This is a genomic window from Variovorax sp. Root434, assembly GCF_001426595.1.
GTDB lineage: Bacteria > Pseudomonadota > Gammaproteobacteria > Burkholderiales > Burkholderiaceae_C > Variovorax.
In genome coordinates, this window is record NZ_LMEK01000025.1 from 359,661 (window position 1) to 379,790 (window position 20,130).

General features: G+C 57.9%; 21 protein-coding genes. 10 read left to right on the forward strand and 11 right to left on the reverse strand.

All coding sequences use genetic code 11. The features are described 5' to 3' along the window. Nucleotides 1-37: 37 nt before the first annotated feature. Genes ASD05_RS30215 through ASD05_RS29650 form a run of 3 tightly spaced genes read right to left on the reverse strand, consistent with a single transcriptional unit; the run spans nucleotide 38 to nucleotide 2,568 of the window. Nucleotides 38-871, reverse strand: a complete 834-nt coding sequence (locus ASD05_RS30215) for a hypothetical protein (RefSeq protein ID WP_157610212.1) — start codon at nucleotides 869-871, stop codon at nucleotides 38-40. Continuing rightward, nucleotides 868-1,242, reverse strand: coding sequence for a hypothetical protein (locus tag ASD05_RS30220; protein WP_157610214.1), 375 nt, complete (start codon nucleotides 1,240-1,242; stop codon nucleotides 868-870). The genes ASD05_RS30215 and ASD05_RS30220 overlap by 4 nt, the downstream gene beginning before the upstream one ends. Nucleotides 1,243-1,290: 48 nt before the next feature. Further along, entirely contained in the window at nucleotides 1,291-2,568 is a 1,278-nt protein-coding gene (locus tag ASD05_RS29650) for a HEPN/Toprim-associated domain-containing protein (RefSeq protein ID WP_082572238.1), read from the reverse strand. Nucleotides 2,569-2,965: 397 nt separating this feature from the next. Here ASD05_RS29650 and ASD05_RS22495 point away from each other — a divergent pair, with 397 nt between their 5' ends. The 3 genes from ASD05_RS22495 (at nucleotide 2,966) to ASD05_RS22505 (ending at nucleotide 6,068) form a co-directional block, all read left to right on the forward strand. Next, nucleotides 2,966-3,832, forward strand: a complete 867-nt coding sequence (locus ASD05_RS22495; RefSeq protein ID WP_056597261.1) for a restriction endonuclease — start codon at nucleotides 2,966-2,968, stop codon at nucleotides 3,830-3,832. Next, entirely contained in the window at nucleotides 3,796-4,608 is an 813-nt protein-coding gene (locus ASD05_RS22500) for a PIN domain-containing protein (protein WP_157610216.1), read from the forward strand. Before ASD05_RS22495 ends, ASD05_RS22500 begins: the two co-directional genes overlap by 37 nt. A 428-nt stretch (nucleotides 4,609-5,036) precedes the next feature. Then, nucleotides 5,037-6,068, forward strand: a complete 1,032-nt coding sequence (locus ASD05_RS22505; RefSeq protein WP_082572240.1) for a type I restriction enzyme HsdR N-terminal domain-containing protein — start codon at nucleotides 5,037-5,039, stop codon at nucleotides 6,066-6,068. 220 nt (nucleotides 6,069-6,288) lie between these two features. Here ASD05_RS22505 and ASD05_RS22510 read toward each other — a convergent pair whose 3' ends face one another. The 5 genes from ASD05_RS22510 to ASD05_RS22530 are packed head-to-tail and all read right to left on the reverse strand — an operon-like array spanning nucleotide 6,289 to nucleotide 10,290. Continuing rightward, nucleotides 6,289-6,810 (reverse strand): DUF6527 family protein, encoded by a 522-nt coding sequence (locus ASD05_RS22510; protein WP_056597267.1) that lies wholly within the window; start codon nucleotides 6,808-6,810, stop codon nucleotides 6,289-6,291. Continuing rightward, nucleotides 6,807-8,306, reverse strand: a complete 1,500-nt coding sequence (locus tag ASD05_RS22515) for a phosphotransferase (protein ID WP_157610218.1) — start codon at nucleotides 8,304-8,306, stop codon at nucleotides 6,807-6,809. The genes ASD05_RS22510 and ASD05_RS22515 overlap by 4 nt, the downstream gene beginning before the upstream one ends. Then, a complete protein-coding gene (locus ASD05_RS22520; RefSeq protein ID WP_056597271.1) occupies nucleotides 8,303-9,631 on the reverse strand; it encodes a HesA/MoeB/ThiF family protein in 1,329 nt (442 codons plus the stop codon). Before ASD05_RS22520 ends, ASD05_RS22515 begins: the two co-directional genes overlap by 4 nt. A 3-nt stretch (nucleotides 9,632-9,634) precedes the next feature. Further along, entirely contained in the window at nucleotides 9,635-10,012 is a 378-nt protein-coding gene (locus tag ASD05_RS22525; RefSeq protein ID WP_162248900.1) for an E2/UBC family protein, read from the reverse strand. Nucleotides 10,013-10,032: 20 nt separating this feature from the next. Beyond that, entirely contained in the window at nucleotides 10,033-10,290 is a 258-nt protein-coding gene (locus tag ASD05_RS22530) for a hypothetical protein (RefSeq protein ID WP_056597274.1), read from the reverse strand. Nucleotides 10,291-10,528: 238 nt separating this feature from the next. Between ASD05_RS22530 and ASD05_RS29655 the strand changes: the two genes are divergently transcribed. After that, nucleotides 10,529-10,873, forward strand: a complete 345-nt coding sequence (locus tag ASD05_RS29655) for a helix-turn-helix domain-containing protein (RefSeq protein ID WP_082572242.1) — start codon at nucleotides 10,529-10,531, stop codon at nucleotides 10,871-10,873. After that, nucleotides 10,873-11,439: an ImmA/IrrE family metallo-endopeptidase gene (locus tag ASD05_RS22535; protein WP_056597277.1), complete on the forward strand. Its 567-nt coding sequence runs from the start codon at nucleotides 10,873-10,875 to the stop codon at nucleotides 11,437-11,439. The genes ASD05_RS29655 and ASD05_RS22535 overlap by 1 nt, the downstream gene beginning before the upstream one ends. Nucleotides 11,440-11,898: 459 nt before the next feature. Here ASD05_RS22535 and ASD05_RS22540 read toward each other — a convergent pair whose 3' ends face one another. Together ASD05_RS22540 and ASD05_RS22545 are read right to left on the reverse strand one after the other, a co-directional pair. Continuing rightward, complete coding sequence (locus tag ASD05_RS22540) at nucleotides 11,899-12,891, reverse strand: hypothetical protein (RefSeq protein WP_056597279.1); 993 nt, start codon at nucleotides 12,889-12,891, stop codon at nucleotides 11,899-11,901. Nucleotides 12,892-13,094: 203 nt separating this feature from the next. Continuing rightward, the gene (locus tag ASD05_RS22545; protein ID WP_321165885.1) at nucleotides 13,095-13,577 is read right to left on the reverse strand and encodes a helix-turn-helix transcriptional regulator; all 483 of its coding nucleotides are present in this window, start codon (nucleotides 13,575-13,577) and stop codon (nucleotides 13,095-13,097) included. Between the two features lie 141 nt (nucleotides 13,578-13,718). On the opposite strand from ASD05_RS22545, the gene ASD05_RS30225 reads away from it, so the two are divergent. After that, on the forward strand, nucleotides 13,719-13,940 hold the full coding sequence (locus ASD05_RS30225) for a hypothetical protein (protein ID WP_157610220.1): 222 nt from the start codon (nucleotides 13,719-13,721) through the stop codon (nucleotides 13,938-13,940). 216 nt (nucleotides 13,941-14,156) lie between these two features. On the opposite strand, the gene ASD05_RS22555 is transcribed toward ASD05_RS30225, so the two are convergent. Beyond that, nucleotides 14,157-15,128, reverse strand: a complete 972-nt coding sequence (locus ASD05_RS22555; RefSeq protein ID WP_157610222.1) for a hypothetical protein — start codon at nucleotides 15,126-15,128, stop codon at nucleotides 14,157-14,159. A 112-nt stretch (nucleotides 15,129-15,240) separates the two neighbouring features. Between ASD05_RS22555 and ASD05_RS29660 the strand changes: the two genes are divergently transcribed. The 4 genes from ASD05_RS29660 (at nucleotide 15,241) to ASD05_RS22575 (ending at nucleotide 20,126) form a co-directional block, all read left to right on the forward strand. Continuing rightward, nucleotides 15,241-15,576, forward strand: a complete 336-nt coding sequence (locus ASD05_RS29660) for a hypothetical protein (protein ID WP_200955471.1) — start codon at nucleotides 15,241-15,243, stop codon at nucleotides 15,574-15,576. Between the two features lie 214 nt (nucleotides 15,577-15,790). After that, the gene (locus tag ASD05_RS22565) at nucleotides 15,791-16,696 is read left to right on the forward strand and encodes a TnsA endonuclease N-terminal domain-containing protein (RefSeq protein WP_162248902.1); all 906 of its coding nucleotides are present in this window, start codon (nucleotides 15,791-15,793) and stop codon (nucleotides 16,694-16,696) included. After that, nucleotides 16,684-18,879: a DDE-type integrase/transposase/recombinase gene (locus tag ASD05_RS22570; RefSeq protein WP_082572244.1), complete on the forward strand. Its 2,196-nt coding sequence runs from the start codon at nucleotides 16,684-16,686 to the stop codon at nucleotides 18,877-18,879. Before ASD05_RS22565 ends, ASD05_RS22570 begins: the two co-directional genes overlap by 13 nt. After that, nucleotides 18,876-20,126, forward strand: coding sequence for an ATP-binding protein (locus ASD05_RS22575; protein WP_056597292.1), 1,251 nt, complete (start codon nucleotides 18,876-18,878; stop codon nucleotides 20,124-20,126). The genes ASD05_RS22570 and ASD05_RS22575 overlap by 4 nt, the downstream gene beginning before the upstream one ends. Nucleotides 20,127-20,130: the final 4 nt, after the last annotated feature.

The window sequence follows — 20,130 nt, forward strand, 5'->3', positions numbered from 1 at the left end:
TCCGTTGTCGTTCGCGACAAGGAGGGGTGCGCATAGCTCAGGGATGAATACGCGTCCGATTTTTGAGTGCGGTTTTTGCCTCTTCAATTGAAGCTAATAGAATCTGAATATCCTCTTGAGTGACGTGGGCGGCCATGCCGTGCGCGATTTGTGCCCGAATTTGACGCAACCTCTCTAAGGCGGCATAGTCAGCTAGAGGTAAGGCGTTCGAGCTTTTTAGCAGCTTCAGAAGCAGATGTGGTTGACTGTTCATGGAGTCTTCCTGATCCGCTTTCCTTGCTAATTGACGCAACAAAGCTTCCATCACAGACCAACCAATCAACAGCGCAGACCTGTAATAGCCGGCTTGAGCGACGCGCAGCGTTTCTTCCTCTATCTCACGAAATGCCTCGTTCGAAATCTCGTCCTTCGCCGGAATTGTGATCGAAGGCTGAGAACGGGTTTCCTTTTCTTTAACTGACAAGGCTTTAAGTGTCCCGCCATGCGTACTTGCAATAACTCCGGACGGGAACATAAATTGAGCAGATTTCCCCCCCTGATCCGCAAGCCGCGATGGTGGCATGTTACTAAGATGCCCTAGCCAAGCCATTGTTGGGGTCATAGAACTGGGCCAGTCCGAGAACTGCACGGGATCTGGTAAGCGCGGACTGTTACCAGTTACGAAAAGCGTAAACTCTCGAAGAACTTGTTTTTTTGCACCTTTCGATTTCCAAAAAATGAGTTCCAGGTCGCCGTAATGGACGAGCAGAGGATTCGATTTTTGAGAAATCCGATCCGGATCGCCGAGAAGATCCATCAATTCGAAGGTGGCCGAACCGAGCATCACTGGGCCTAGCTCGGCAGTGTCGAGAAAATTCTTGATCGAGGTCATCGAGGTTGTTCCCATCGCTCTATTGCTATTTCTAGCATTTTGAATTCAAACATGCGTCCGCGGGCTAAGGAAGGAATCCCTATGCCGCGATTCATCATAAAAGAGCGCGCCATGCGGAGACGGATAATCCACTTAGTTCGGGTTTCCGCGTCAGGAAGACAATCATTTCTCGCAACGCGAATTGCTTCATCAACTTTGTTTTGGGGAGTGCTTGCAAAAAACCCTCTGAATTCCGGTTTCGCACGATGATTGGGGAACATTTGCAATTCAACACCCTCGATATGGATATGACAGCCTTTCACGACCCAATCTTCGGCGACTTTTGATGCATCACACAAAGCAATCTCCATTTTCCAAGGGTCGGCGTGCATGGTTTAAAGCACGCACGGGACATAGCTAAATTTCGAGGACGGAATTCTTTAACATTCATGAATTTCCGCTCTTATGAGCGCGCATTCGGCAAGAATGCAATTCAGAACCTTAGCGATTTTGGTGAAATCGTACGCGCCAGATGAAAGCGACTCTTTAGTCTGACCCATAAATGTTCTCATATATGTTTCTTTGAATTCAAGACTTCCCTGGTAGTCGTTGCGCTCTTTTTTGAAATTTGTCCATATGATCCGCGCAGGCGTCAGGTGTGTGGTTCGCAAATCCAAATAGCATTCGATCGCTGCTGCTTTCTTGTTGATGTCAGCGGTCATCGTTCCTTGAGGACCGAAAGCAGGAAAACTCAGAAATTCATCCAGTTCTGGAAGCGCCATCGCTCGCATGTTAGCAGGCAATGTAAATCGTCTGATTTGATCTAGTGCATCCCATCCTTCGGCATCATTGTCGAAAATAAACAAAACGTTATTGTGGACGTCTATCTTTGCAAGACCTTCGGCAAATCGGACAAGACTTCCGGTGCCAGAAAAAGGATGTCTCTCGCTGACATCGATAAAACTAAAAAAATCTTCGATCTCTGGCATTAGTAAAGCAAAGGCGTGCTTCAGGATGTGAACGTCGGAGCTGCCCTCCGTTGCAATAAGGAAGGTCTCCCGGCGCGATGCACCTGGAGCGAAGTCCTCTTCAACAGCCCAGCCACTGTGGACCATTGGGCCGTAGTGCCACACAACATCTTGATCTAGATTTTCTGGGACTAAAGCCAATGCGCTCAACAGAGAATATGGATGCAGCCTTCCAACCAGAGATTCGAAATAACTCGTCTCTGAATAGCCGTATCCTGACGATTCCGATGGTGGAATTCTATGAATAGCTTCGTCGGCGTCAAATCGCGCGCTAACTTGCGATCGTGATTCGCTACCGTGTTGGATGTAAGTGTTGTCTAAGGCTGCGATTGGATGGCGTCCTAAAAAATCAATGAACTCTTGAAAACTTAGGAAATTAGGGTTTGAAGCTTCGCCGTCTGCATATGCAGTCTCCTCTCTTACCCAAAGATCATATTCAGTTGCCGCCTGCTCCCGAGTAAAGCCAAGCAGGTTCAATCGTGGGATGACCTCCTTCAACGACCGCACAAGAGCGCGCTCCGACGGCTCGACATCGATCTCATTTTCCTCGCAGTACTCGTAATTCACTTGGTCTGATCGCCTACGGATGCGATCTTTTTTTTGAAAGAGAATTCCGTGGGGTGCGCCGCGACTGTTTTTGCTCCAGTCCAACGTTACTCCCCCTACCTTTAGATAAATCTCTGTCCCCAAAGAGCCCTCCTATTAGATTGTTTTGACGAGAACGGCTTCTCAGGCGTCCGTCATCGGCGTTTGCAGCAGTTCTATGCGGCAAGACGGTGTTCGTAATACGGCTTGATCCTGTCGTCCAATATCGCTTACAGCTCCTCGAGCGTGCGCCCTCTGGCGAGAGCCAGGCGCTGAGAGCTGTTGTCTTGACAGCAGCTTCTTCCTGCGCGGCGGATAGCCACCTCGAGCAACCAGCTGCAGTTGGAGAGCCACGCATGTTGACTGTCCCGATGAAGCCGCAGCTCATGCTACTGCTGCCCATGTCGTCCTGAAGTAGCCACTTAGCAGCCGCCTCCTTCACGTAACCGACTGTATCGAGTTTGATCACTTTTGGGCAGAATCCGCTCAGGAGGCATTCACGATGGCGCGCCGAAAAAGGAACAGCCCCGCAGAAGACTTGGTCGATCTGATCGCACTCTTGCCTTGGTATGTCGGGGTCATCCTGGCTGTTGCTGGCTATTTGGTGCTCCACCGTACTGCGGCAGCACCTCTTGCCAGTGCAATGGGTCCTGGCGAGCTTGGAAATGCGATGGTTGGCGCCGTCGGCCGTGGCCTTGCGACCGCCGGGCAGTATGTCGTGCCGATCCTCTGCCTCGCCGGCGCAGCGATTTCCGCTTGGCGCCGCCGCGCACGTCGCGTGCTGGTGGACAACGTGACCAGCTCGGACGCGTCCGACGTTCTTCAAGGCATGAGCTGGCGGGAGTTCGAAGTGCTCGTCGGCGAGGGATTCCGCCTGCAGGGCTATCAGGTCGTGGAGAACTTCGAGCCGGGGCCAGACGATGGCATCGACCTCATGCTTCGGAAGGACGGAGAGAAATACCTCGTGCAGTGCAAGCAATGGCGGGCCTTCAAGGTCGGTGTGCCCGTGGTGCGCGAACTCTACGGCGCCATGGCAGCTAAGGGAGCCGCTGGCGGATTCGTGGTCACGTCCGGTCGATTCACGCCGGAAGCCGAAGCGTTTGCCAGCGGGCGAAACCTTCGGTTGCTCGATGGGCCGCAGTTACACCGACTGTTGAAGCAGGCCCGAGGCAGCTCTTTTGCAAAGCCCGATGACCGCAACCAGACGAGGGAGGCCCGCAACGCATCACCCCAAGCTGCAAAGACAGCCGCGCCGACCTGCCCCAGGTGTGCACAACACATGGTGCGACGCACAGCCCGAAAGGGCATCAACGCCGGCCAAGAGTTCTGGGGATGTTCGGACTACCCGCGCTGCCGCGGCACTGCCTGAACATGGGCACCGGCGTTCATTTGCTTGTCGATCTGGAAAACGTCCAGCCGTCCCCACTGGAGGTAGAGGCATGGCTCGGCGAGGCCGGTGAGGCTTGGGTGTTCTACGGCCCACACCAGCTCAAGCGAAAGGCAGCTTTCGAGGTCGACAGCCCCCGCTCCACACTCGTGCCGATCGCGCGCCCGGGAGCGAACTCGCTGGACTTTCACCTGGTCTTTTATCTTGGCTATTTGGCGGCCAAACATCCCGACTGCCGATTTGTCGTGCTCGCGAAGGACACCGACTACGACCCGCCGATAGCACACGCGAACACGTTGGCGTTCTCGGTCGAGCGTTTGCCGTCACTGTCCATCGCGGTGCCAACCTCGCCCAAAACATCGACTGCACCATCGAAACCTGCCGCGACTCCACCGACAAAGAAGAGGACGGCAACGCCGCCCAAGAAGACAAAGACCGGATCGGTAAAGGCTGCACCGGTGCAAGAGACCAAAGACAAGGTTTTGCTTGAGGTGCAGGTGGCACAGAAAGCCGCGATCAAGAAGCCGGCTACCCGGAAGTTGCCGATAGCGATATACCGCGATCTCGTGAAGGATCTCAGCGGCCCGCATCGGCCCGGCAGCCTTGCGGCCCTGCAACGCCACATCCAGACGAAGTTCGGGCCGACGGCTGTCCCGGAGAAAGTTCAGATGCTCGTCGATCGGCTCCTGACGGTCGAAGTGATTTTTCTCAAAAGTGGCAAGCTGAGCTATCGGTCGACATGGGCCCAAGAGACTTGATGGTCTTACCGCGCCAAAACGGCTGGACGAGGGTGGAAGACTGCGGCAATCTCCTGAGATGCGACGCCCGCCAGGCGTGGGGCAGAAATAGTTTGGCCGGAATCGGCCTCGTCGATACCAACAGCCGCAGATAGCAAACGCCGAGGTTGACCTAGCCGGCACAGGGCTGCCCCAGACGGGTCTCCGTTGGAAATCAGGCGATTGCAATCACAGCGATGGCAATCGGTTTTTTGCTGGGGTTCCTCCGCAACTTCATCGGTCGCGGCAGTGAGTTCAGCATGCGCCTTCAAGAGGGATCGCCGCAGAAGCAGCAGATTTTCTTGGCCCCGGTGGGGCCTGATCCGTTACGGCTGATCGATCCATCTGGAGACCGACCTTCCCCTTATTGAGGTGACGTTGCGCTACGCTGCGAACTGGAGGGACTAGCGATGGAACTTGGAGCACCTGTTTTCGACGCGATGAACGAAGCTGACGTTCGCGAGGAAGTGATCGCACCTTTGATCAAGGCGATGGGGTATCGCACCGGCACCGAGCACAACGTCTTGCGAGAACTCAGCCTGACCTACAGCCGCGTACAGCTCGGGCGCGAAAAAGCGAACGATCCGCCGTTGCGTGGCAAAGCCGACTACGTCTTAGAAGCCGGCGGTCGAGTTCGCTGGATCATCGAAGCCAAGGCGCCGGCCGCCCCCCTAGATGCCGCTGTTGAAGCTCAGGCATGGTCATATGCAAACCATCCAGAGGTCAGAGCCATTTATTTCTTGGTCACGAATGGCCGGCAATTTCGCCTTTACGTGACGAATCGCGGGCCAGACGCCGCGCCGGTGCTGGAGTTTGCGTACGAAGAGATACCGCAGCGCCTCGCTGCGATCACCAACACTCTCGGACCAGCAGCGATGCTTCGAGACCATCCGGACATCGTGATCGACGACGGGGCGCCGCTGGGCCCCGGCCTGCGATCAACACTTCGGATCAGCAGCGGCCGCCTGAAAGTCCACCGAGTCGAACCGGCAATCGCGCCCATTGACCAAATGACAGTGAGCATCGTCGATGGTTCTGCATCCCGCCGGCCCGATGGAGGGATCACGGTCAGCTACCGAACAGAGGTTGCGGTGAACGTGCTGCAGACCATGAACGAGCAGATCGGCCTGAACATCGTTGACCTCGTGACCGACGATGACGTGCTCTCAACTGACCCAGCGCATCCAACAGTGTTTCGAGCTGTTCGCGACTTGTTGATTCCCAAGGGCTCGGCCACCATCGACATCAACACATGGCAGCACGAGAAAGCACCCGTGGATTTTCGCGTCCAGGTAGCCATCGAGGCCCGTGGCCATCTTGTTGGCCAGAAGTTCGCTGGCAGCTTCACGTCGACGATGCGAATGTCGTTCGACATGCCAGGCGCCGGCCGCAAGGTGCTTGACTTCAAAAACTTTGGCAGTTTCGAGTTGACGCTGGTTTAGAAGGTCATAGATGACAAAAACCTCAGCGTGCGTTCCACGCGTGGACCCGCTTGTCTTCCAATGTTCGCAAGACATCGCGAGCAACTTTTAATCCCGCCGTCACGGGCTTCCGCTGAACGCCAAAGATCGGGACACTGACGAGGTCAAGCCCGCGAGAATTTCTTTGAAGGGCAATACCGCCTCCCGTGCGCGCACCAAGCCGTCTCTGTCGCCCGCGGTGTTAGCCGAGCGATTCTGCGCGCCGGAAGTGACCCCGCAGATCGCTTTTCCCCTCTTGCGCCAAACCTTTGCGGATAAGCTGATAGCAGGCCGATAATACGGCCCAAGGCACGAGTTGTAGCGCGTCCGCGATCTCTACATACGGGACTAGCTCGTTTGAAAGACGGCCGCGAACTAACTCAACGACATCTGCCATAGGGGTGTCAAGCTCGTCGTCCCAGTCGCACCAGTAAATCTTCGAGCGCCACAGGATGAAGTGACTCTTGCAGCCCGTCTGCCTCCACACTGAAGGGAATAGCGAGAGCTCTTCGTGGCTGCCGTAAGTTCGCCAAGCCTTTCCCGACCGTGCATCCAGGTTGATGGTCAGTAACTCGCCGCAGCCATCGGGACACGCCATCACGAGGGAGCGGAGAACGCCTCTGTGCACCAAAGCGGCATCACCAGGCATTTTCAGCAACGGGTTTGCCTCGTGCCGCTGCTCAACTTGCGCCTTAAATGCAAGACGGTTGACCCTCTTGTTCATGCAGTTTCCACCTGTGGGTTCTTCGCTTCCGTGGCGAAGCTCATGACCAGCCGATTGACCAACCAGTACGCAAAGCATCTGCGGAATTCATCCGCCTCAGCATCGCTCGGGCTCGCTTCGAAACTCGCATGGCGTAGCAAAAAAACCGCCAGAACGCGCTTGTATTCATCGTGCCCGAGGACGCAACTGCGCCCGATAAGCCGAATCTTTCTCAAGCACCCATGAATCCAGCAACCCTGGTCGACGGTAGTGCCGTCCAACATAGAGTCGATGATGTCCGAACGGTAGAGGTGTTCCACCCATGACTGCCACTGCTTTAGGTCGAGACCGTCAGACTGGAAGGCAAGCCAAACCTCAAGGCTAGCCGCGTCTGCACACGCAGGGCCCTTATCCGCCTGAGCGAAGTCGATCACGATGGCGTCGTCTTTTCGCACACGGACGTTGTCGCCGTGCATGTCGCCGTGCATGACGCATTCCAGCCAACTCTGGCGCGGCGCGCTGATGAGGCGACGCCACAACGTGGTCGGAGCCCAGACCTCTCCGCCGAAAAGCAGCCGCGCCTGCTGAACTCGCTGGCTCGGAATGCTCGCGTGTCGGTCATAAGCCGCCAAGGCTGCGACGACCGAATTGCTGCCCCTGTGCGAGTCTGCGCGCTTCCGCCACCCCGTCAGAGTCTCATCAAACAATGCAGCAATGTACTTCTCGCCTCCCCCCGCCCGGGCGCATTCGGCTAGCGACTTGGAGCCCTCCACGAACGTGCCGATCAGCACGCCCTCAGAGACGCCATAGATGGACTTTTCCATCAGGAAGTTAGGCCTGAGATTCCAGGTGATGTAGTGTTCCGCGTGCCTGCGAAAGCGCGTCAGTTCATCCAGCAGCTTGGCTGAGTCACCTAGCTTGACGAAGAACGGCATTGGCTCGGGAAGTGGCGGTGAAGCGTTGATAGTGGCGTGAACGATGAACGTGCTCGCCCCAGAAAAACCAGCTTTGATCGGCGTCAGCTTGAGGATGGAGCTGTCGCTGAACGCGCGCTGCAACAGCAGCTTGCGCTGCGGGGTCAAATTGCTGATGTCGCCCTCGAAAGTCAGAGCTTCGTTCAAAACTGGTCCAGGGTCGTGCAGCAAGGCCTCGTTGGCCAGTTCGTGGGAGGACACCGTGTCGCTGCGGACGATTACATTGCGCTCACTCGCATGCCTGGGCACCAAAGCATCGATAGCCTGCCTCACGTGGGTGACCTGCGCCACGTCGTCAGAAACAACTACGTAGACAAGCAGGCCCTCGTTGATGCAGGCGACAAGGTGGCGCTCAAGCACATCTAGCGTTGCGTCGAATTCGGTGTCTGCGGCCCAGAAAACCGCGGCACGTGCGTAGCGCGTCTGCGGCTGTTGCGAGGTCACTATCTGAAGGTTCATGTCCCGGCCAGCAATCTCGGACGCGTATTCCTTTCGGGGCGCACGCCCGAACCAGAGCAGAGAGGGGCGCTGCAGAGGCTTCATCGCGTCCCCCCACGTGTGGGCAGCGACCAACGCGCACCTTGGCCAAGAGCACCTTCCGGTGAGCAGACGATGCAATGCGGGCGTGGGTCGGCTGCAACCGGACGCACCGTTCCGCGCATTGCATCAAAGGTAAGCATCCGCGCCCCGGCAGGCATGCCGGTCACCGCGGAAAGGAACATCGTGATTGCGGCCGAGGAGACCTGCGAGTTCAGTGAGATGACGGCAGGTTGCGACACTTGCTCGCCCACGATGTAGCGGTCCTTTTTGCGCTCCTCTTGCGTCATCATCTCCCGGCGCACCTGCTCAGAGTCCAACTTGTCGGTGCAGACAAGGCATGCCAGGCCGGGGCTGAGCATCTGGACGCGGCCGCCGATGTACATGACGATGCCTGCCTCGGTGCCGATAGCAACTCCCATGTCGATACATGGAATGTAGTACTGGTAGGCAAGCTGATTCATGACAGCCCGACTGGCCATCGAATCCGTGCAGCCGAAGATGAAATCAGCCGCGGTCAGCGTGGCTGCAATATCGGGGTGGGTCACGTCACCTTGCACCACCTGGCACTTCGCCATGGCGTTGATGCGCTTGATATGGTCCGCTGCGACGTTGACCTTCGGTCGGTCGATGTCAGACGTGGCGGCGCCAACTAGGCGGTTCAGATTCGTCGATTCAACTTTGTCGGGGTCGATGAGAACGAAGCGAATGACACCAAGGTGAGCAAGTTGTTGGGCCACAACGGACCCCGTGCCGCCCACGCCCACGATGGCAACAGTCAGTGCGCTCAAAGCGCGTTGCCCGTCCTCGCCGAAAGCGCGCACCTGCCGATCAAACTTGCCGTCAACGCGCGAGCTAGGCTGCGCCGGCATCACGAGTTCCGACCCTACAAAAGCTACAGGCTGGGTTGGGCCGGGACCCATTTCGCGGGCGTGTATCTTCTGCGCCGTAATGACTGCAGCCAAGTTCGCGCGACCGGGCAGTCGACGGTTGAAATAGACGGCCAAAGGCGGCTCTGCTCCATCGTCGATAACAGAAAAGCCATCGAGCGGCTGGTTGCCAATATGGGTGTGCGCAAGGAGCACGCCGGCGCCGTTCTGCTTCGCCTGATTCGCCAAGTGTGAGCAGAACTCGGGCTTGAGCGTTGCCGAGATCGCGGTCCGCACGAGGTAAGCGTCGTCGGGAACAGGCCTTAAGTCCGCCACCACGTAGTCGCGCTCACCGTTCGGAGCACCACCCGGCAGCACCAAGCCGGCGAAACAAGTCTCCGTTGCAGCAATTGCTGCGGCCCGCTGCAGCGGGGCGACTTGGTCCAGCTTGAGCTTGAGCATGAGTCACATAGCCTTGTTCAGGCGCTCGCGGATGGAGGCCATCCAAGTGATGAAGTCGTCGCGACCAGCGTTCCAGTGGTCTGTGTGCCACGAGAACCAGACGTTGCCCGCGAGAACCGCCGGGCCGTTACCGAAGCCACTAGCGTGCGGCATCACTCCCGATGCCAAGCGCAGGTCCGGGTCCGCCCAAAAGCAGTCCAGCCTGGAATACGGGTAGCCCGACTGCACCCAAAAATGGACTGCTGTGGACGACTTGTTCCAGCCCGGCGGCAGGCTGATATCGGGGACTGTGATGACAGAGCCGCCGTCCGGCAGTTCCTGCATGCTGGCATCAGGGTAGCGAACGCGCAGGCGCTGCAGGTGGACCGCAGCGGGTCCCATTACGACGGCCTCCATTTCGCTCACCCGAAGTTGGCAGGTGGCACCGTAGTGAAGCGCAGCGGCCCCTGGCCATGCCCCAGCTTGAGCGACACGGAATCACCGTCGCCGATGAGCTTGTTGGGGTCGCTTCCCTGGCCCTCCATTTCTAGTCCCGAGCCCGGCGGCAGGTTCGCGATGCGCGACTTGATGTACGCGCCGGTCACGACCTCCTCGTCGGTGTCGAACTTCTCGTCGTTAACGAAAAAGAAGTAATTTTTGGCTTTTTCCTGAGCAGTCATATGGGTTCTCCGCAGCTCACTCCTGAGCTCGCCCACACGGTACAGCTACTTTTGGCTTATGTCAACGATGATGAGAATGTTTGCATAGCTGACATATGTTGGTATTTGCGGCACTTCTGCAAAAACGTTAGCGATAGACACGTTCCTGGTCTTGAGCAACGTTTGTCATCGATTGTCAATAATGTTGACATTTTGGGGAGTTTAAGCTAGCATTCACTCAGAGCATTTGGAGCATTAGATGGTTGATGAAGCGCGCCTCTATCAGGCGATTGGCCGGCGAATTCGGCAACTGCGCATGTCTCAAGCCGGCGCAACGATGACTCAGGCGGAACTCGCGAGCTTGGTGGGCTTAGAAAGAACATCAATTACGAACATCGAGAAGGGGAACCAGAAGGTTTCTCTTCATGCCCTGTATCGAATCTGCGAAGTACTGAAAGTCTCAGTCGCGGAGGCATTGCCGCAACATTCCGATGTTCAGAGCGACGCAGTACCCACAGAAGAATTTCCGTTTGCAAATCAGAGCGTAGAGGCCACACCTTTGGTGAGACAGGCCGTGTTCGAAGTTCTAAACCGGAGTTCGTGATGGAAACTCGATTCTTTCTCGATGTAGAAGGCAAGGCGGCGAATTTGTTGCGCCAGGCAGATGCGCTGCGAGCGCCAGTGGACGTGCGAAAGGTAGCTAGGCACCTAGACGCGCAGGTACACGAGCAGACCCTTGAAGACGTAGTCTCTGGAGTTCTCGTGATACGAGGCGACGAACGCCACATCATGGTCAACAAGGCGCACCACCCGAACAGGCAGCGCTTTTCGATTGCTCACGAACTTGGGCATCTAGTACTTCATCACAAACAGGGTGACAACCTTTTTATAGACAAGCACTTAAGCATCTATCAGAGAGTCGGTAGCGCCACCTCCATTGCGTACCAACAGCCAGGCTCCTCAACAACTCCAGCGGACGAGCGTGAAGCAAATCAATTTGCTTCCGCGCTCTTGATGCCTAAAGAGCTTCTTCTCTTTGCCACCAAGGATAGAGACCTCTGGGACGAACTGGACATCGCCACTCTTGCATCACAATTTGGCGTCAGTGAGCAAGCGATGACAATTCGTTTAAGGCAACTCGGCATCTTGGATTCGGAGATGTTTCACTAGAGTTCGTTTGGCGAGCATGTGGAGCGGGGTTGGACACTCTGACGCGCTGGTCACGCGCGTTTATCGGGCAACAATAAGGTTGGCATCCGTGCAACTCGCCAATGCCTAGTGACTTTGCCGTCGTCTGCCTTGGCGAACGACCTTTGAGCCCGCCGGGTCCCAAAAACCTCCAACGAGGCGCGCTGGCTGGCTGTGGAGACAAGCTGCAGGCAAACCAGAGTTGTCTGTATCGGCCCAGATTTCAAGGTTCGTGTTTTCCGAGCCTATCCACCCAAGTCCCAAAGACGGCGTCCTCAAGCGACCAAGTCACGGGAAGGCCAAGATGCACGGCGAACAGCTCACAGAGAGACGCCGCCTCGCCAATGCGGATCAGCACGTGGTCAATCGCCCACTATGGCCGCTTCGTGACTTGTGGATTCCGATTTGGGACTTTGCCGGTGGAGGTTGTGTTGAACGCGGCTAAGGCCCTTTCGCGCCAGATGTGGTCCATGCAAGCACCGTGTCCTTACGCAGAATGAGACGTGAGCGTGTTTGCGCTGAATCACCCTTGGGGGGAGGTCCCTCTGCGACGACGTTGGATCCGATGCGCGAGACGATGGCGACGTCTTTAAGTATCCCAACCGTCGCTTTGTCCGCCATGGGTTCGCAATGCAACGCTCCGGGCGCGGCGCTCAAGGCGTGACACATATCGGCCGTCAAAATGAGATTGGTGCCTTGCATCTCGCCAATGCCAAGTGTTTTCACTGTCGTCGCTGATACGGTCGAATAGCTACCCGTCAGCATTGCGAGAAGAACCACGCTGAAAATTCCGGCGACAGGACCAACGATGAGCGAGACGCGCAACGGTAACTGCGCCATGGCCAGATTGATCGACGCAATCATTGCAAGCCAGCATCCCAACAAGAAGACCGTGAAAAATGGTGGATGAGAGCTGTCGACGCCCATCTGGATAGCAGCCTGGAGCACCTGAAACAAGCCAAGTGTCCAGAGGACGCTGCACAGCATGAGGGGCCAAATTTTTTTGATTCGGATGCCCCAGTCGAGTTGTGCACCGCGCCGCTCCGCCACACAGACCAAGATGGCGCCTGCAACCAGGGCGATGGCAAAGCATCCGATCGCAAGTACCCAGACGTTCGGCCTCTGCGCCGGCTCAAGTAGAAGCGGCGACAGGACCGCAAGTGTCACCAGCAACCCCGCTGGCCCTGCGGTCACCAGCACCGCAGACCAATTCAATGGCAACTGTGCCTGGTCTAGGAGGTAGCGCATGCTCACACCAGGCATGACGGTGGCGAAAACCAAGGCTATCAGTGTGCCGATGCCCACGATTGCCGCGGCAAAGATCAGCGCCATCGAGCCGGCCAGGTCGACGTCTGGCATGAACCCGATGCGAAGGAAGAATCCCATGAGCAGGAGTCCACCGACCGTGAGCGCCGCCGCCGTGAGGAGCGCCAACGGATTCCGGAGAACATACTCACCAAGTAGCGAAGCAGATTTTTCGAACCATTGCCTCGAAGGCGCACTCCTCACAGGCTCGTTCAACCGCAACCGATGACTTAACTCCTGCCTCGCCTTGACTGACCTCATCCCGTCCCCTTTGGAACATCTATGTAAGCCCATTTATGGGGCACGATGACTCGACCGCCATGCTCTCTGTACTACAGGCTGCCGAGTCTGCTGGCGATCTCGCTCGCGCCAAGATCGCGCACCGAGGCAAGGCCTTCCAACTGGGCGGCTCGCGGACGAGCTTTGCCTTGTTCCCAGTGATAGATCGTCTGTCCCGAGACGCCGATCAGCTGGCCGTACCTTGCCGCCGAGAGGCCGAGCTTGGCGCGGTGTGCGGAAAGGCGGCTGGCACTGAACCGGCGCTTCACACCGCTGTCTGCTGCCACCTCCGCTTCGGATGCTGCGGTACGGACGGAGCCTTTGACGGCCCTGCGTAATGCTTTCTCCAAAGCATCCACTTGGCGACGCAAGCCCGCGATGGACGCACGGTGAGCGACCGAGGACTTTCTGAGTGCCTCGATCTCTGCTCGAACTTCTTTTCCGGGCAACTCGTGAAATTTCAGCTTTGAGGAACGTCGCAATATTTGGCATGCAGAGATTGTGCCCGCGGACTGGCGGCCATCCTCGTGCCGCATTGCAGGCTGCCTCCCAGGCGAGCGGTGTCCCCTCTGATCTGTAACGACCGGGGCCACCAGGACAGCAATAGGCACGTACGATGCCACTATCCTCGTCGCGCTGAGCACTTCGGTTCCCGTCCGACCTTCACAGGAGATGACATGACTTCAGCCACCCGCAGACCCAAGCCTCCTGAAGGATTCGAGAGTTGGCTCGAGTACGCCATCTTGACCTTCGATGGTCACGACGCCGCCCTGAACTTCATATTCGATGCTGAGCCTTTCGATCACCATCAGATCCAAGCCGTGGTGCTCGAAGAGTTCAATGCCCTCAGGGCTCGAGCATCGCTTCCGCCGCTCGCCACTGAACCAGCTAGAGATTGACAAGTGGAATGTTCGAGACTTCGACGCTGCCCTAGCCAGGAGCTCGTCGGGGGAATGCGCCGGCTGGTACCTATTGGCAAGGCACGGCATTCCGCTCCCGCGGTCGCAATTGCGCGCAAGTTGCTGAGCTAGGGGAATCCACCCTTGTCGAGTGGTGCGCTTACGCAGCTTTCATGGCCGCCGCAGTGCCAGATTCCCCACGTCCGGCGCGGAACCTCATCGACGGCGTCTTACCCGACGCTGTAGATCAAAGATCTTCATCATCAGCCGCTCGGACCCTGGATCCGGTGAAGCGCCCGCGATTGGGACGGGACGTACCAGCATGCTCATCGCAATAGTGAATCGGTCTTCAAGCATATCCAATCTCAGGTCGGCTTGTTGGTTGCTATCAAGCGGCTCGTCCTCACGCCATTCGGCCACTTCAGCAGCCAAGGCCAACTCCTCAGCCGCACGAAGAAACCCGCCCCCACCGAAAATGTGCTGCCAACCTCGATCACTTCCGAGCGGTAGTAGATATCGTTCCACGTAGTCTGCAAGGGGTTGCGCTATTCCGTGCGAAGAGAGCCAAGGCCCCATCACCAACAGCGATCGGCAGACGGCACGGCTGAAGACGTATGCCTGTGCGCCTCTGCCCTCCTCCGCTAACAAGCGCAACAGCGCAATCAGACACGCGAGCGAGTCGAGACTCACCTGTCGCTGTAGTCGTCGCAAACGACTGGCATCCCAGCCATCCAATTGCATCAAGTGAGATTGATCAGGGGTCGCGTTACCCCTGACAAGGCTGTAGATCGCCGGTGGCAGCAGAACAAGCAAGCCCGCAAGCTGATCCTGAACTTTGAGATCGATGCGCAGAATTTGCCAAACCGGGTGATTGAAGAGTGCGCGGCTTCCGGGGAGCCACGGCTCGATCGCCGCGACCAGTGGCTCGCTCGGCGAATGCCTCCCGTACTTGTAGCTTCGCCATTGCTTCTTTCGGTCGATCCTTGCGTCGTCAGACAACGCGAGCCGCGCCGCGAGCCACGCATCCATCTGACTCGGCGAAGTCGTGCGCGATGCCAACCTAATGGAATGAAACCAAAGCACCGTGCGAAACGCTTCGGTGACATGGCGCATTTTTCCAGTCGGCGATTTTCGCATCTTGGATGCGAAACTGAAACTTTCCAGATCAAGTTCAGACGTATCAAGCACTTAGCGGTGATCTCGCTGGAAAAATGGGGTGACGATTCATCGTCATCATGCCGCTTGTCCGACGTGTCTCAGCACCATAGCATTTGGAAGACCTAATGTGACAAGGCGAGACGTGCAAAAAGCTGACCCATCAGATCCGCTCGCAGACGATCTGGCGCGTGAACTCAACGAACAAATAGTTCGCCAGTTCGGGCCCATCCTGTCGTCCGAAGGCTTGGTGAAGGCGCTTGGCTATCGTTCCACTGCCGCCTACCGGCAGGCGGTGACGCGCGATACCGTCCCCGTACCCTTGTTTCAGATCCCGAATCGCCGAGGGCGATTCGCATTGGCCCGTGACGTGGCCATCTGGCTCAGCCAACAACGACATGCCGTGACGGAGCGTGACAGAGCACGACATTCAGAGGACGTCGAGTCTGCGTCCGTTGTGACCGTGGAGCAGAAGGCATGAAAGCCGTGCTCGCAACCAAGGAGGTGCTGCCGACGAACAAATAGCCGCACAAACAAAAACGCCACAGGTCGGCAAACCGGTGGCGTTTCGTACTGAGGGGATGCCCCAGATTTCTAGGTGAAATGAATTTACCCGTGATTCGCTCGCGGGTCAAGGGCATCTCCTTTCCGATCGTCGGATGGCCGCAGTCGTGCGGCCGGAAAGGAGAGCGCACATGCGCAAAGGACAAAGATTCACGCCCGCCAAATTGGCGAAATGGCGCAGCACCGGGCGTGGGACCGGGACCGGAGCAGGCTATCAGCCGTGGCATCAGGTCACGCGCGACGACCCCAGTAGTCGCGGGCGCTCTCATCTTCTGAACTGGCGTTTTGGTCGGCTTCATCATCTGCTCTCCGATCTCGAGCTGGTGGTATTCGCCTTCGCTTCCATGCTGCCAGGCGTGGTCGACCTTCGAGAGCAATTCCCGCTGTCCCACGATGAGCACCCACCCGAACTGGCGACGTATGTCGCGGGCGTCTCAGGGGAGGCTCTCGGAACGCGGCAGATTGCCGAAGACCTCGGATACCGGCATCCCCTGGCACGTGCCGGAAAAGATGCATCGCCGTGGGTGATGACGACCGATGTTGTGCTGACGCTCAGAAACCTGGCAGGCCAAGCCGAGCTGCTTGCAGTCAGCGCCAAGTACTGTGAAGACCTCACTGCGAAGCGCACGCGACAGTTGCTTCAGATCGAACGCGAGTACTGGCAACGCCAGGGCGTCTCGTGGCTTCTGCTGACTCCCGAGCTCTATACCAAGGCTGTCAGTACCGCCATCAGAATCGGCATGCCATTCACGGTCGGCCAACCCGACGTGGCCCCCGCCCTTCTCGATGGGTGCTCAGCCCTGGCGTCGCATCTGGAGGGGCGAATCTGGCCGCACTGCTGCGAACTGATCAGCCGCCATTTTGCTGTGGATGCCCGGATGGCCCAGTGCGTGCTCTGGCAATCCATCTGGTCCGGCCAGCTACCGGGCAACCTGAACCGAATGGTGCGTGTGGCAGAGCCTCTGGAACTTTTGTCGGTCGCCGACTTCTGGCAGCAAAACCCCATTGCTTCAAGGAGGACATCATGGTCGCATTGATGTTCAATGCGGTGGTGCGTGCCGACGGCGAGGGTCTCCGGGGGTTCTACCGAGTGGTTGCCACGCCGATCGGCGCGACAACGGTATGGTTAGCGTACATCGGGCCATGGGCGGAGACTGCTGAAGCACACGTCAAGAGCGACGAGACAAACGTGGTCGGCAGCTTGGCGCAGGTGGCACTCGCCACGCTGGATGCCATGGAGGCCGAAGGCAAACTGGCCTCCGTCGATCTTCGTCCACCAGGCAGGTTGCTGTTGTCTGCCGAGGATCTCAAGGAAGGCGAGAGAAGTATCTGGGAGCGAAGGCAGCGGCAAATGGCGCCGTTCCTCGATCATGAGTTGATCGCCGACGCATTGACTCGCACCTCGGGCATTGGTCCTGTGGTCAAGCGTGCATTGCAGGCCGGCGACGGTACGAGGGCGACGACTTATCGCCTCTGGAAACTCCTCTGCGAGCATGGTTTCGACGCGTGCTCTTTGCAGCCGCGGTTCGACCAATGCGGCGCACCTGGCGTGCTACGTCCGAGGCAGATGGGTCAAAAAAAGGTGGGGCCCAAATGCCTGCCAGAACGTCTCGGCGAACCGGTACTCCACCCGCAGCGTCCCACCACCGAGGCAGACCGGACGAAAATTCTTCAGCATGCAAGACTCCTGACCAAAGGGGGATTGCCATTTGGCGCGTTGTACGATCTGATCGTTCAGCGCGTCTACGTCACGCAGTACGAGCAGACTGATACTGGACGGCAAGGCATCGCGCCGGCTCAAGGAAGCTTCCCGAACAAGCGGCAGGTCCGCCACATTCTTGAAAGTGGCATGAAGCGTTTGGAACGCGTGTTGCGCGCGACTACCCAAGGGCACTTTCAGCGGAACCTCCGAGGCCTTCGTGGCAAGGTCTATGAAAACGTCGCGGGTCCGGGGCATGCCTACGCGATCGACGCCACCATTGGCGACATCCATCTGCGCAGCTCCGTCAATCGTGCCTGGCCTATCGGACGACCCATTGTTTATCTCGTGGTCGACATCTGGTCTACAGCCATCGTGGGATTTTATGTTTGCCTGTCAGGGCCATCGTGGAACACCGCCAAGCTGGCCTTGTTCTCAACCTGCTGCGATCCACGCCTGATGGCAGAGCTTTGGGGATTCGAATACGTCGAGGTCCTGACGCCCACCCCGACAGCGCCTTTCCAAGTGTGGACCGATCGAGGCGAATACGTGAGCGCGGGCGCACGGCAAACCTGTCTTTCGCTGGGCATCAACTTCGCCGTTGATCCACCCTACCGTCCCGACATGAAGGGCTTGGTAGAAGTCCTGCACCGTATCACCAAGGATCAGCAGTACCACTTTCTGCCGGGTGCCATTAATGCCAGACGCAAAGAACTGGAAAACCGTCCGACCGCAAAGGAGTCTGCGCTGACTCTGCGCGAATATGTTCGCTACCTCCACGGCATTTTTAGCCATTACAACCTCTTCGCGGACCGCGCGAAGCGGTTGACGGTGGAGATGATCGGCGCCGGCGTGCAGCCCACGCCGGCCGGGCTCTGGCGATTTGGTCATGAAATCGGGTGTGGCTACCGCAAGGCAATTGCCCAGGACAAGTTGATCGGCGGGCTGCTGCAACGTGGCAGTGCGGTCGCACGTCGGGATGGCGTCTTCCATGAATCCCTCCAGTACGAGGCCAAGATCGCAGACGTTCAGGAGTGGACTGCACACGCCAGAAACTTCGGCGCCGTCGAACATTCGGTCTTTCACTTCCCCGGTTCGGTGTCTCGCTTCTGGTGGCCAGATCCTCAAGGCGTTCTGAATGAGTTTTCACTGCGCGCGAGCGCTCGCTCAGGGCCAGACATCTCCAGCGAGGAATGGCGTGATGCTCTGATGGTGGATCGGTGCAAGCGTGACGACCGAGAATACAAGCGCATGCAAGCTGCGCTGCGCAACATCGAGGCCAACGAATTGCTGCGCAAGCAGGCCGTTGAGCACACCGCAGCGGCTGACGCTCTCTACGAAGGGCCCAAGCCAAGTTCGCGTGAAGCACGAATCCTGGAAAATTTGTCCCGATCCAACGCCGTACTCTCTCCTCCAGATACATCGGATCTTGGCGGGGTTTTCCAAGACGCATCTGACCCAGGCTACGACGCGTTGATGGACGAGGTGTTTTCCTCCATGAATCGGGAAGCCGCCCAATGACAACGGTGCACCTCGAGGCTGCGAGCAACGGGCTCGCGACGCATCGTGACAACATCTTGATTGATGCGTGCGGTCCTCCAATGGAGCCTGCCGAGATCGGCAAGCGCCTCATCTATCTGCCGCCCAAGCCGGATGCAGTTGTCCAACCTTCCCGCGCCCTGCTGGAGCATCACGTCGCTGACATCTTTCGGATGCACATCCCCACCGCCGCTGGAATTGAGTTGGCACAGACCATCGGCTTCATGCTGACGCAGGGTTACGTCCACCGTAACCCATCAGACCCGGCAACCTGGGGGCGCATTTACAGCACCGTTGGCGCGCAGGCGGCCGTCAGCCCGATCCAGTTGGGCGCGATGGTCACCGGGATTTCCGGCGCTGGCAAGTCGACGGCCATCGAGCGTGCGCTCCATCTCTATCCGCAGGTAGTCAGGCACGAGAAAATGGCGGGACTGGCCAAGCCAAGCCCGCAACTGCTTTGGCTCAAGGTCGATGTGCCGGAGTCCGGCAAGATCATCGACCTCGTGGACAACCTGGCACGGGCCACCGACAAGGCTCTGGGCACCTCCCACGCGAACAACCTGTTCTCGGGGCGCCGTCACAACGGCTCCGCCTTGGCACGCGAATGGCTTCAGAGGATCTCCTGCAATTTCTTGGGTCTGTTGGTTCTCGACGAGATGCAGAACCTCTTCAAGATCGAGACGAAGGCCAAGCGCGAGGCAACGGCAAGAGCTCGAAGCGGGCAACGGCCAGAGCTGCGAATCGTGGATGACGAGGCTCTGAAGTTTCTGCTGACCCTGTCCAACTCCTCCAAGATTCCTACGCTTTACTGCTCGACGCCGGACGGCCTGGCCGCCCTGGGCACGCGCATGAGCACCGCGCAGCGCATGCTCAGCGGGGGCTTCCACACCTTTTCCCATGCGCAATCCGCAGACGACGACTTCTTTCGGAAACGGCTGTTTCCGACGCTGTGTCACTACCAATGGCTGCCGGAGAAGCTGCTTGCCTCTGACGAATTGAGGCGGCTCTTGTTCGACATGAGCGCGGGGGTTCCCCGGCTGGCCGTGATGGCGTGGTTCCATGCCAGTCGTAGGGCGATCCATCGCAAGGCTGATGCCCTGTCATTCGATGACTTCAGGCATGTCAGAGAGCATGCCCTGGGACCGCTGAGGCACGCTGTGGCGGCCCTGTTGAGCAATGACCCACGCCAGCTGCAGCAGTACGAAGATCTGATGGGCACCGCCAGGTGACCTC

Bases quoted from the DNA above. Each gene is read 5' to 3' on its own strand.
- ASD05_RS22565 (WP_162248902.1), top strand. From the start codon at position 15,791: ATGCGCAAAGGACAAAGATTCACGCCCGCCAAATTGGCGAAATGGCGC.
- ASD05_RS22575 (WP_056597292.1), top strand. From the start codon at position 18,876: ATGACAACGGTGCACCTCGAGGCTGCGAGCAACGGGCTCGCGACGCAT.
- ASD05_RS22510 (WP_056597267.1), bottom strand. From the start codon at position 6,810: ATGAACAAGAGGGTCAACCGTCTTGCATTTAAGGCGCAAGTTGAGCAG.
- ASD05_RS22525 (WP_162248900.1), bottom strand. From the start codon at position 10,012: ATGGGACCCGCTGCGGTCCACCTGCAGCGCCTGCGCGTTCGCTACCCT.
- ASD05_RS22505 (WP_082572240.1), top strand. From the start codon at position 5,037: ATGGAACTTGGAGCACCTGTTTTCGACGCGATGAACGAAGCTGACGTT.
- ASD05_RS30220 (WP_157610214.1), bottom strand. From the start codon at position 1,242: ATGCACGCCGACCCTTGGAAAATGGAGATTGCTTTGTGTGATGCATCA.
- ASD05_RS29655 (WP_082572242.1), top strand. From the start codon at position 10,529: ATGGTTGATGAAGCGCGCCTCTATCAGGCGATTGGCCGGCGAATTCGG.
- ASD05_RS22515 (WP_157610218.1), bottom strand. From the start codon at position 8,306: ATGAAGCCTCTGCAGCGCCCCTCTCTGCTCTGGTTCGGGCGTGCGCCC.
- ASD05_RS30225 (WP_157610220.1), top strand. From the start codon at position 13,719: ATGACTTCAGCCACCCGCAGACCCAAGCCTCCTGAAGGATTCGAGAGT.
- ASD05_RS22520 (WP_056597271.1), bottom strand. From the start codon at position 9,631: ATGCTCAAGCTCAAGCTGGACCAAGTCGCCCCGCTGCAGCGGGCCGCA.
- ASD05_RS22530 (WP_056597274.1), bottom strand. From the start codon at position 10,290: ATGACTGCTCAGGAAAAAGCCAAAAATTACTTCTTTTTCGTTAACGAC.
- ASD05_RS22495 (WP_056597261.1), top strand. From the start codon at position 2,966: ATGGCGCGCCGAAAAAGGAACAGCCCCGCAGAAGACTTGGTCGATCTG.
- ASD05_RS22500 (WP_157610216.1), top strand. From the start codon at position 3,796: ATGTTCGGACTACCCGCGCTGCCGCGGCACTGCCTGAACATGGGCACC.
- ASD05_RS22535 (WP_056597277.1), top strand. From the start codon at position 10,873: ATGGAAACTCGATTCTTTCTCGATGTAGAAGGCAAGGCGGCGAATTTG.
- ASD05_RS22545 (WP_321165885.1), bottom strand. From the start codon at position 13,577: ATGCGGCACGAGGATGGCCGCCAGTCCGCGGGCACAATCTCTGCATGC.
- ASD05_RS30215 (WP_157610212.1), bottom strand. From the start codon at position 871: ATGACCTCGATCAAGAATTTTCTCGACACTGCCGAGCTAGGCCCAGTG.
- ASD05_RS22570 (WP_082572244.1), top strand. From the start codon at position 16,684: ATGGTCGCATTGATGTTCAATGCGGTGGTGCGTGCCGACGGCGAGGGT.